This is a genomic window from Pisciglobus halotolerans (genome assembly GCF_900113675.1).
Lineage (GTDB): Bacteria > Bacillota > Bacilli > Lactobacillales > Carnobacteriaceae > Pisciglobus > Pisciglobus halotolerans.
In genome coordinates this window covers 94,994-105,639 of sequence record NZ_FOQE01000004.1, presented here as the reverse complement: position 1 = coordinate 105,639, position 10,646 = coordinate 94,994, and the positions used below count along the sequence as shown (strand labels likewise).

13 protein-coding genes are annotated in these 10,646 nt (G+C 37.7%); 3 read left to right on the top strand and 10 right to left on the bottom strand.

Annotated elements, in window-relative coordinates; translation table 11 throughout:
• Nucleotides 1–211 (top strand): hypothetical protein (locus BM057_RS11840; RefSeq protein WP_218147440.1); only part of this gene is annotated, 211 nt, incomplete at its 5' end.
• A gap of 138 nt (nucleotides 212–349) precedes the next feature.
• Here the strand turns inward: BM057_RS11840 and BM057_RS02630 are convergent.
• The 3 genes from BM057_RS02630 to BM057_RS02620 form a co-directional block, all read right to left on the bottom strand.
• The gene (locus tag BM057_RS02630; protein ID WP_092091304.1) at nucleotides 350–691 is read right to left on the bottom strand and encodes a DUF1516 family protein; all 342 of its coding nucleotides are present in this window, start codon (nucleotides 689–691) and stop codon (nucleotides 350–352) included.
• Nucleotides 692–924: 233 nt separating this feature from the next.
• Entirely contained in the window at nucleotides 925–2,712 is a 1,788-nt protein-coding gene (locus BM057_RS02625) for a cation:proton antiporter (RefSeq protein WP_092091302.1), read from the bottom strand.
• A gap of 211 nt (nucleotides 2,713–2,923) precedes the next feature.
• On the bottom strand, nucleotides 2,924–3,127 hold the full coding sequence (locus BM057_RS02620; protein WP_092091300.1) for a hypothetical protein: 204 nt from the start codon (nucleotides 3,125–3,127) through the stop codon (nucleotides 2,924–2,926).
• 542 nt (nucleotides 3,128–3,669) lie between these two features.
• Between BM057_RS02620 and BM057_RS02615 the strand changes: the two genes are divergently transcribed.
• Entirely contained in the window at nucleotides 3,670–4,653 is a 984-nt protein-coding gene (locus tag BM057_RS02615; protein WP_092091298.1) for a sensor domain-containing diguanylate cyclase, read from the top strand.
• A gap of 267 nt (nucleotides 4,654–4,920) precedes the next feature.
• On the opposite strand, the gene BM057_RS02610 is transcribed toward BM057_RS02615, so the two are convergent.
• Together BM057_RS02610 and BM057_RS02605 are read right to left on the bottom strand one after the other, a co-directional pair.
• Entirely contained in the window at nucleotides 4,921–5,154 is a 234-nt protein-coding gene (locus BM057_RS02610; RefSeq protein WP_092091296.1) for a hypothetical protein, read from the bottom strand.
• A 108-nt stretch (nucleotides 5,155–5,262) separates the two neighbouring features.
• Nucleotides 5,263–5,898 carry a CatA-like O-acetyltransferase gene (locus tag BM057_RS02605; protein WP_092091294.1) on the bottom strand — a complete coding sequence of 212 codons (636 nt, stop codon included), beginning with the start codon at nucleotides 5,896–5,898 and terminating at the stop codon, nucleotides 5,263–5,265.
• Nucleotides 5,899–6,750: 852 nt separating this feature from the next.
• On the opposite strand from BM057_RS02605, the gene gloA reads away from it, so the two are divergent.
• Complete coding sequence (gene gloA, locus BM057_RS02600; RefSeq protein WP_092091292.1) at nucleotides 6,751–7,131, top strand: lactoylglutathione lyase; 381 nt, start codon at nucleotides 6,751–6,753, stop codon at nucleotides 7,129–7,131.
• Between the two features lie 644 nt (nucleotides 7,132–7,775).
• On the opposite strand, the gene rpsI is transcribed toward gloA, so the two are convergent.
• The 5 genes from rpsI to truA all read right to left on the bottom strand — a co-directional run bounded on the left by rpsI (nucleotide 7,776) and on the right by truA (nucleotide 10,645).
• Nucleotides 7,776–8,168, bottom strand: a complete 393-nt coding sequence (rpsI, locus tag BM057_RS02595) for a 30S ribosomal protein S9 (protein ID WP_047393258.1) — start codon at nucleotides 8,166–8,168, stop codon at nucleotides 7,776–7,778.
• A 13-nt stretch (nucleotides 8,169–8,181) separates the two neighbouring features.
• Nucleotides 8,182–8,628, bottom strand: coding sequence for a 50S ribosomal protein L13 (gene rplM / locus BM057_RS02590; RefSeq protein WP_047393296.1), 447 nt, complete (start codon nucleotides 8,626–8,628; stop codon nucleotides 8,182–8,184).
• A gap of 215 nt (nucleotides 8,629–8,843) precedes the next feature.
• The gene (locus BM057_RS02585) at nucleotides 8,844–9,077 is read right to left on the bottom strand and encodes a hypothetical protein (protein WP_092091290.1); all 234 of its coding nucleotides are present in this window, start codon (nucleotides 9,075–9,077) and stop codon (nucleotides 8,844–8,846) included.
• Nucleotides 9,078–9,401 (bottom strand): hypothetical protein, encoded by a 324-nt coding sequence (locus tag BM057_RS02580; protein WP_092091288.1) that lies wholly within the window; start codon nucleotides 9,399–9,401, stop codon nucleotides 9,078–9,080. It lies immediately after the preceding gene.
• A 437-nt stretch (nucleotides 9,402–9,838) separates the two neighbouring features.
• A complete protein-coding gene (gene truA, locus BM057_RS02575; protein ID WP_092091286.1) occupies nucleotides 9,839–10,645 on the bottom strand; it encodes a tRNA pseudouridine(38-40) synthase TruA in 807 nt (268 codons plus the stop codon).
• Nucleotide 10,646 lies beyond the last annotated feature (1 nt).

Below are 10,646 nucleotides of genomic sequence, written 5' to 3'. Positions count from 1 at the left end.
GTTCTCGTCCCCTTTTTGCGGGGTTGGGTGTCGATTAGAGGGCTCTGGAAACATTGATGCACCAAGCGGAAACATCTTAAAAGCTTGCCCAAGAATTGGGCAAACCTACTTGCTCAATGTATCGCTTCGTCCAATTTTCGGGCAAGATAATGAACTTTATTTCCATTCAAATCTATTGTTTCAAGAATGCTATCAACATGTTACTCTATAAGCTCATTTTATCAGTTTTCTTGCTCAATAGCCAATTTTTTTCTATTGTAAGCAACTATAGTTTAATTAAGATTATTATAACAATAATAAAAAAAGAACGGTAACTCAAAAGAAATGTTCTCCTGAGATACCATTCTTGTCAAGAAACAAACGGTTGTCCGCCTGCTAACACTAAACCGACGACTGCCGTGATGATCATCAAGCCTATCAGCCATTTCCTTTTGCTTGGCGTGCCCTTTTTGCCAAAAGCGATTTCAGCAAAAGCGATCGTTGCTAAGGCAAGCAGGATCTTCACGATCGACAACACTGGATCACGATCAAATGTAAATATGACTAACCTTCCGCCTGTGACGATCAAGACTAAGTAAATCAGACGGATCATCATCAAGACTGACTTCATTTCTCTGTCAGGGTTCATCAATTTTACAATAACAGCAATCAGTAGAATGATAAACGCGGCTAGGTGTATGTGCAACCACATAACCTTCCCCTCCTTATTCAGCTCTCTATTATCTGTTTATTGTAACACAAGTGTTTCCTTTGACCAATCATCTAGTTCTAACCAGTTCATCAATCAATCGAGCGTCTGCTTTTCTTTCTGATTGAAAAAAGTATGAGGGAGCTAGATTTTACTCAAAAAACCAAATAAGCTGTCTTCTTAATTCCACTCATTTCGTCAAACACTTGCTAGAAGGTTCTCAACCTAGTATCCTTTTACGAACTTAACACCACTGCTTGATCCCCTTTATCCAATACGATTCGGTGGTTTACTGTGACAAAGGAAAGCGAGCCGTTTTTCTTCAAAATGAACAACAAAGTGCCATCAATCGGTAAGTTTTCACTTTCCATCATTTTTCTTTCCGTTATATTTAAATCAACCAAACTAAAAGTTTTCCCATCTTTTAATTTCTGATTTAATTCTTCAGATAACTCTCCAAATAAAATATTCGACTTCATTGAAGAAGGGAACGTCTGCTTTTGAAAGTCGTGCTTGATTTGAACGGCCAAGATAAACGTATGGTTGTAGCCAAACTCTTGAACATAAGATTGAAAAACAAGGGCACTGTAGGCAGCTTCGTCCGTCATGATCAGCATGGTCTCATACGGCGTCAAGTCGATATTGAATTGGGTGTGCTCTGACAGTATCTCCCCATAATAAGCTGGTATCCCCTTGTCTTTAGCCCGTTGGTAATGCGTATAAGAATGATCGACAATCAAGACAGGAATGCCAATCGATTGACAGTATTCAGCAAAGGCAATCGAAAAAGTGTTGGCTCCCACGATCAAGATACCTGGACGTTCGGTACTGGCGAGACCCAGTTTTTTTGCTAAAGGCCCTAATGTAAAACCATGCGCACAGACCGTGATAAACACAAGCGCAAATGTCAGAGCTGTCAAGAGTGTAGCATCTTCATAACCATCTGCAATCAGTATTTCAGCAAAATATCCCGAAACGGTCAATGCCACGATCCCTCTTGGCGCGATCCACGAAATCAGAATCTTTTCTTGCGTTGTTACTTCTGTCCCAATCGTAGAGATCCAAATCGATAATGGACGGACAATAAAGAGCATCACCAAAACAAAAGCCATGATCGGCCATGTAAAGACTTGACTGATCACTTCTTTTGGCAAAGAAGCCGTCAACAAAATAAAAACAGTAGACGTCAGCAAAACAGAAATGTCTTCAACAAAGTGTCCGATACTTTTAATAGAAGAAACAGATTTCTTTGCATGTCCGATCGTTAGTCCCATAACGGTGACTGACAACATTCCAGTTTCATTCATGATCACTTCTCCCAAGCTGAAACAGATAAACAAGAAAGAAAGAATAATAGGAGATTTCAAATATTCTGGAAATCTTCCTCTGCTTGTTAACATACTCAACAAGAGCCCTAGCAAATACCCAACGATTCCTGAAAGGATAGAACTAATAAAAAAGGTAACTAAGTAACCAGGATGGACAGCACTATTTGTGGTGACTCGAATCACTTCATAAGCAAACAGCGCAACTAAAGGGCCGGCTGGGTCAACAATGATACCTTCCCATTTTAAAATCGTCGCTGTCCTCGGTTGAAGTTTTGACTGCCGCAGCAACGGAATGATCACCGTTGGTCCAGTCACAATAAATAATCCGCCAATAATAAAGGATATTTCTAAACTCAACCCTGCAACAAAGTGAGCTGCAAGTGCCCCTCCGATCCATCCTAGGAAAGCCCCCCATGTAACGATGCGGAAAATAGACTTTGATATCCCCTTTACCTCTCGTATATCTAGACTAGAACTTCCTTCAAAAAGAATGACGGCGACGGCTAGTGAAATCATTGGGCTGTACATTTCGCCAAATGACTGTTCAGGTTGAACAATTCCAAAGACTGGTCCTATTAATAAACCTGCAATGGACATAATCACAATAGACGGCCATTGAATTCTCCATGCAATCCACTGGGAAAAAATCCCCAATACAACAATAATCACGATACTTAATAATGCTGCTTCTTCCATAAATTCACCACTTCTCTAGTTTTATAATCTTATTCTATGTAATGTAAATGTTTCGCCGAAAAAAATCAAGATATATGAATAGAAAATGAGCTTTAAAAAAAGAGTTTTTTCGCCCCTATTTTTTATGTCATTTTTTAATGAAAAAAGACACTCCTTCATTATGAGGAAGTGCCGTAAAATAAATTTAGGTTAGTACAGAGCTTTTTCGACGTTAGAGGTCATTCTTTTCAACATAGTCTCGAAGCAATGCGAGTTCGGAAGGTGTAGCAAAGCGTTTGTTATTGTACAGCTGATTGAAATCATCTTCAGCAATGCCGATTTCTTGTGAAATTTCCTTAGGTGATAGCTGATTGCTTGTTTGAATGTCTTTAACATCGACCATCAAAAGAATCGTTTCAATATCATCATCTGACAAAGCATCTCCTTGCGATTGATCATACTGAATCAGCTCTTTGACCGATTTTTTTCCCAGCAGTTTGCCGATACCTTCTGCTAATTGCTACACTTGGCGGATAATAAAGTCTCTCTCTTCAAATCCCATCGTTTTCCCCTTTCTTCTTCATCAAATCTTTGTTTTTCGTCATTTTTCCGTCATGGTTGGTGAATCATAGACTAGGCAATTATTTTTACTTTTTCTGTCCCCTTACCTTAAGACTGAATCGCTCCAAAACTGTATGGTTTTTGAGCGATTCATTTAAAAGCTTACAGCTACTCCTAAAATGAATTTCAAAAAACTTTGTCAGCAGTATATGTTTCATTTTTCCAGCAAGCAATATGTAGTGTCTATCTTACTCCGGTTAGACAACCAAACCTAATCATAACTTGTTGCATCAGCGTGAAGAACATTTGTCTATACTATAGAAGGGAAAAGATATGCCAAAAACAAAAGCTTTAAAAAAAATAGTATGTTAAAATTAACTCAAAGAAGTGAAAATAAAAGAAAGAAAAGAGAAGATAATGGAAGATATACAAGAATATACAAGAGAAGAACTAATCTCAAAAATAAACGATTTAACGCGTTTAAATAAAGAATTGTTAGAAACTTATCAAAATGCAGAACGCTTAAAATTCGGCTGGACAGGAAGTTTAGGTCAGTGGTTTTGGGACTACCGGAACAATGAAGTTATTTTTAACTCTTTAAAAGCAGAAGCGATCGGCTACGCTAAGGAAGACCTACCTGATAAGGTTCCCTTTCAATTTTTCACCGACAAACTACATCCCGATGATAAAGAAAGTGTTATGCAAAAAATGACAGATCATCTTACAGGCAAAGCGCCGGTCTGGGAAGCTAAGTATCGGATTCAAGCAAAAGATGGCTCTTGGAAAGTTTATCAAGACCGAGGAAAAGTAACAGAATGGTCTGAAAAAGGAGAACCGCTTTTTTTAAAAGGCATTGTTTTCGATATCACAGAAGAAGAACAAGGCAGAGAGAAATTAGAAATGAAGAACAAAAGAATGGAAGATCGTTTAAGAAGGGATCCTCTGACTTCATTGTATTCACGTTCAGCTATCACTGTCGAGCTGGCTCGATGTGTGAACACCCATAAAAAGCAAGGAAAGCCTCTTTCTCTCATCTTGATGAGTATCGATCATTACAATGAAGATGAAAAGGATTATGGCATTGTTTATAGTGAAGAAGTTTTAAACAGAATAGGAAAAATCATTCGCTCAAAAAAACAAGCCAACCTTACAGCTGGCCGATACAGAGAAGCCGTCTTTTTACTATTGCTAGAAGACACTGAAAAAGCAGAAGCAATAGACATCGCAGATGAGTTGCGCCATGAAGTTTATCATACGTTGTTTGATATTTCGCGACATGTCAGCATCAGCGCAGGCGTTTCTTCTTATATCCCAAGTGAAACGATCAGCGAATTGATTCAAGATGTCTCAGAAAAACTAGCCATTGCAAGCAAAAAAGGCGGAAACCAAGTCATCAGCTAACAACAGTTTAACTTGATATCATTTAAAACAAACAGCGATAGCTGGGGATAAAGGTCTCTTGCCAAAAAGCAGGAGACCTTTTTATTAACTAAAGAGCCTGTTCTTTAATGTCTCCTAAGCAATTGATTACGCCGCTTTTATCGCTTTTTTGATCCCTTTATGTGATGGGTACGATTTACTACAATGCTGTGTAGCAATCGAGTCGCAAAAGTCTAACAACAGCTCGATTTAAAAATGATACTTTAACTAAGATCGATTCCAGTTATTTTACTTTCCATCACTAATAGGATCTGGATACCACTGAACTTCATCGCCTTCTTCATTCAGCTCGTAGAATCCTTTTGCATGATCCTCAGCATCTACCCACACTCGATTCCCAACTTCTCCTATAGCTTCGCCTCTTTTTATCTCCATCTCTTTCAGCCATTCATACTTCTCCCTGCTTCTAGGTCTTTTTCGTTTTGTATTTGACCCATAAGATTTATAAACATTATCCTTCATACATCTCCCCCTCCCCTAATAATCCTTCAAAGCTTCTTTAGAATCACCAGTTATCAACCACTTTCCAATTCCTTTCAGCTATAACCGCTAGATTAGTGAAGTCAACATTTACTCAAGGTTCATATGTTCTTGCAGTGCTTTAAAAAACAATGACACGTGATATTCATCCACTGTTGCATGGTGCACTTTTATATTCACTGGCATCAGCAATTGTGTTCCAACTCTTTCGTATTTTCCAATTGTGATCATCGGTGTTAAATCATTTTTAACCGCTCCTGAATAAGATGAAAAATGATCAAAATGCACCCAAGGGATTGCAGAAATGTTTATCACATTAGCAGGCACACTCTCTTGGGGCGCAATAGCTGTTGTATGGGCATACTCTTTGGTCAGCTTTTTATATTCACGGTCTACCGCTTGATAATCGGTCAACTTCTCCAACCACAAGCTGTAAAAAGATGTTGTTTCTTGGTTAAAGCTCGTAAATGTTGGAACTAGTTCTTGCCATTCTACTAACTGTCCATCTAAATGTCCATACCTAAAATTCGGAATTTCATTTGCTGATTGAACTAAATTAAAAATAGTATAAGCATAAAAATTGATAAATTCATCTTTACACTTTTTCACTGCTTGAGTCACATCTATTTTCACTGTCATTTCATATCTTGTGTCTACTGACATAAAATAACCATAATAATCTTTTCTCGAAAAATTTTCCAGGTCAATAATACGATAATCAGTCATTTTTTCTACCCCTCATTTATCAATCATTTCTCTGTTTTCCATGAAGCACGTCATTCCTTATTCAACATGCGCTGCATCAGTACTATGGCTTTCAGGTAACCCTTTACAAAAGCTTAGAACATAAGATTTCCATACTCTTTTTGCCTAAACTATTTTTTCGTTTGACCAATTGGATTAGACTAACGAAATTTTATTACTTCTTCTATTACAGCATAATACTCGGTTTTAATCTTCTGTAAACTTGAATCATTGACGGTCTATCCATTATTATCAGTTAAACAAAAACGAACTGTATCTTTCATATCTGTCAATGTATCTCTCCTTTTATGTTTCACTAAATAGCCCTGTTAGTGGAATACGCTAAGCGTTTCTTGCAAAAACATTTCAATAGGCTAGGATCCTATATTTGGTAATCTAAATCCTTCATTACCATACTATCAAAATTTACACGAACCAGATTGTTGGAAACCATTCAATAATTTTTTTTGATTATAATTGGCTTAGTTCAATCTTTCCCATTTCTACCTCACCTAATCCTATTAAAAAGTGGTTATGTTGGCCGAACAGCTCCTTAAAGCACTTAATACCTTGCTTTGAGAAATATGATTATCTTTCATTTTGTCTCCTTATAATAAACGCGCCTGACACGATTCGAACGTGTCCCCCTCAGTTTGAGGAGATTCCAGTAGGTACTGATAACTTTAAAGCCCAGTGAATGTTCCATTCTTCCCCAAGAGCGTATATTTAATGACATTATATTTATTAGATCTCGTCAAAGTTTTGCTGTTTATGAGTGTGTCGGTGGCTTATTCATGCTAGAATGAGGTTAGGAAAATATTGGAGGATGATATTATGAACCAAACACTCGTTGAGATTTGTTTACGTGTCAGAGATATTAATGCGACTTTAGACTTCTACACTAATTTATTCGATTTTGAAGTTGCCAGCCGCAGAGAATTCCCTGAAAATAAATTTGATTTAGTTTATTTGAATTCTCCCGGTTCTTCTGTACAAATCGAACTTACTTATAATTACGATGCTGAACCTTACAATGTAGGAAATGGTTTCAGTCACTTAGGTGTGACGGTCAGTGACTTAGAAAAAATGCATGAAATTTGTAAAGCTTCTACTTATGAAACGGGTGGGTTAAGAGGACTTTCAGGTGGCACACCATCTTACTTCTTTGTGACAGATCCTGATGGCTATCGTATTGAAGTTAAGCGTGAAAAATAGTTTTCGACTATCTAAATGTAAGCATATTGGTTGTTGCCAGTATGCTTACATTTTTTTCTTTCTTCTTATCGACAATCTGAAAGTCATATGTTGTTCCAAATATTTCCGTACCGGAAGAGGGTATACGTTTATCTATGGTATTTTTTATCGCTCTACTTCCCATCATGAATACCAACACAAAAGTTGCATTTATAACTAGTTTCAGGACATCTTTCCGTTTTAATATGTAGAATTAATGCCAGAAAAAAAGGGTGCTACAATATTTAACGTTGGTCTGTAAAATATCAATTTTTTTAATGCTAAACTCGTTAAAATTCTATTTATAAAAACTTCAGAAGGCGTACAGGGCTACTGATAGCCATAAAAAAAGATGCAATGTGAATCACTTAGTATTAGGCTTTAGCCGTTACACTCTGTTTGAAGCTTGCAAGCATTGAGACGCGATTTTCGGCTCAATGTGTTCTCATGGCTTTCCATCAGTAGCCCATCGACAGTAGGAAATTTCTTTACCAACATTAAAAGAGGAAGAACCAAAAAAAGCACCAGCACGAGGCTGATGCTTTAAGTCTATTAAACGATTTATCATCATTAACACCAAACGATACCAAAAACATGGTTGAATCGTTGATATAATAATATTTTGATTAACGTTTTGAGAATTGTGGAGCTTTACGAGCTGCTTTAAGACCGTATTTTTTACGTTCTTTCATACGTGGGTCACGTGTCAAAAGACCAGCTTCTTTTAATGGTGCACGGAAAGCAGGGTCTACTTGCAGTAAAGCACGAGCGATTCCATGACGAGTAGCGCCAGCTTGTCCACTGAATCCACCGCCATTAACGTTTACGAAAACGTCATAGTTGTCTAATGTTTCAGTTACAGATAAGGGTTGTTTTACAACAACGTGTAAGTCTGCAAATGGAATATATTCTGTAATGTCTTTGCCGTTCATCGTGATTTTACCTGTACCTGGTACGAGGCGTACACGGGCAGTTGAGTTTTTACGGCGTCCAGTGCCGATGTATTGTACTTGAGCCAATGAATTTCCCTCCTTAAATTAAGTTTGTAATGTCTAATGTTTCAGGTTGTTGAGCTGCATGGTTGTGTTCTGCTTCACCATAAACGTGTAGCTTCATGCCTTGTTTGCGACCAAGAGTGTTCTTAGGAAGCATACCTTTAACAGACAATTCAACTAATTTACGAGAGTCTTTCGCACGTAATGCACCAGCAGAGATTTGTTTCAATCCACCTGGGTTACCATTGATGTTACGAGAATAAATTTTATCTGTTGCTTTTTTACCTGTTAATTTCACTTTGTCTGCATTTACTACGATTACATAGTCCCCAGTATCTACATGAGGTGTGTAAGTTGGTTTATTTTTACCGCGCAGAATAGATGCAACGACTGTTGATAGACGTCCTAATGGGATATCAGTAGCGTCTACTACATACCATTTACGTTCTACTTCGCTTGGTTTAGCCATATAAGTTGTACGCACGTTTGTTTCCTCCATATTCTTCTGTTTGTTTGATAGCACAATAAGTTTCCGGGGCTCATCGTGGGGCAAACAATACCACCTAACATGATACATTTTTTTCGTTAAGCTGTCAAACATTTTTTTGACTGTTTTCCTTTGTTTTATCAGCTTTTTTTTTAAAAAATAGACGGCTGATTTCTCTGCCATCAATCGAAAAAGCCGTAATCAAAATTTGGCTACTGCTTCTTTCTTTTTTCAGTTTTGATAACAGCTATAAACTGAGTAATACTATCTTGTCTAAAGTGTTTTAATTTTATCTTTTCATTTAAAACAAGTCCATCGCCTTGCAAGTCGATTACTTTCAAGCGGTTTGCGTTTTTAATGAAAATTGTCTTGTAGGCTTTCTCATGACCATCTTCAAATAAAATCACACGTTTATTTGGATTGTCTGTTACGATATAACCTTTCAATTAAGAAAAATCAACTTTATCTTGTACATAAGCTAATTCTTCATAATCTGAAACGTTTGAAACAGTTTCTGCCCCTTCTAAGTCTTGGTCCGTTACTTCTGCTTCATCATCTTCTGTGTCAGCATCTTTGTCATCTTTATCCGTTGCTTCTGAATCCATTTCTGTTGATGATTCAGCAGCTGATGACTCTTCTGCAGAAGAAGCTGTTTGGCTAGATTCTGTCGAGCTGGCTTCCGTTGAAACAGCTGACTCAGATGAAGCTGCTGGTTCACTTTCTTCTGCGTTATTTGCACTGCATCCAATCAATAAAAATAATGATACCAATAAAAAGCTAAGTTTTTTATTGGTCTTTCCCTCTCTTTTTTAAATTTAGCTGTTATTTTATGGAACATGTATATTTTAACAATTTTTTTCGGCTAATGAACCATTTCGCTCTCTGACAAACAGATTCTTACAATTTTTAATTGTTCGTTTTTCAGTCATCTATAAGATTCATTCACAGACTACAAAGTACAAAGATTTTCACTTGATCTCAAAGACTATATTTACAGCCAAATGACATAGCAAACAGTCTCTAATGAATAATAACAACCTTGTTTACAGTTAAGTGTCGCAGCAAATAATTTTCCATTAGTTTCACTAGCCCTGCTTATCGTCAAATGATACATCAAACAATCTCTGTTTTTCCTCCAAAAAACTGCTTACGGTCAAGAATCATCAAATTGACTAACAGCCGCTCGTTTCTTCTACACCGCCTACAACTAAATCGTCTTTTCTTTAAGTTGTTCTTCAAATATCGTCCCTTTAACAGCAGCTGCTTTATCATAATAAACTTCTACTAAATACAATCCTTGAGGCTGTGCAGTAGGCCCTGCTGCATTCCGATCTTTAGCCGCAAGGATCCTTTTCATGTCATCAGCCGGTCGCAAGCCATTTGCAATTTGCAGCAGGGTTCCGACGAAAATGCGGACCATATTATATAAAAAGCCGTTACCTCTAAAAGTAAAGACCAATTCTCCTGTCTTCAAATCTTGCTCTACCTTAGCTTCATAAACCGTCCGCACCTTGTTTTCTTTACCGCTGCGGCTGGCGCAAAAACTGGAAAAATCATGCTGCCCGACAATATCTTTTAAAGCTGTCTCCAAATCCTCCAGATGAATAGGATAAGGATGATGTAAAGCATAGAGGCGTTTGAAAGGGCTGATGATTTGGTTCGTATCGACACGGTACTGATACTTTTTACCCGCTGAACCATATTGTGCATGGAACTGTTCATCGGCCTCTAAGATGTCTAAAATAGCGATCTCGTCCGTTGTCAGACTATTCAAGGCACGCAGCATATTCTGGGGTGGGATATGGAAAGGATAATCAAAATGGATCATTTGCCCCAATGCGTGCACTCCTGCATCTGTTCGGCCAGCACTGCGAATGGTGATTTTGTGCCCCTTTGACATAATTCTCAAAGCCTTTTCTAAATCGCCTTGGACAGTGCGTGCATTCGGCTGGACTTGATAGCCGGCAAAATTGGTTCCATCATATTGCAGTTTCGCTTTGTAACGGTAAGTCATC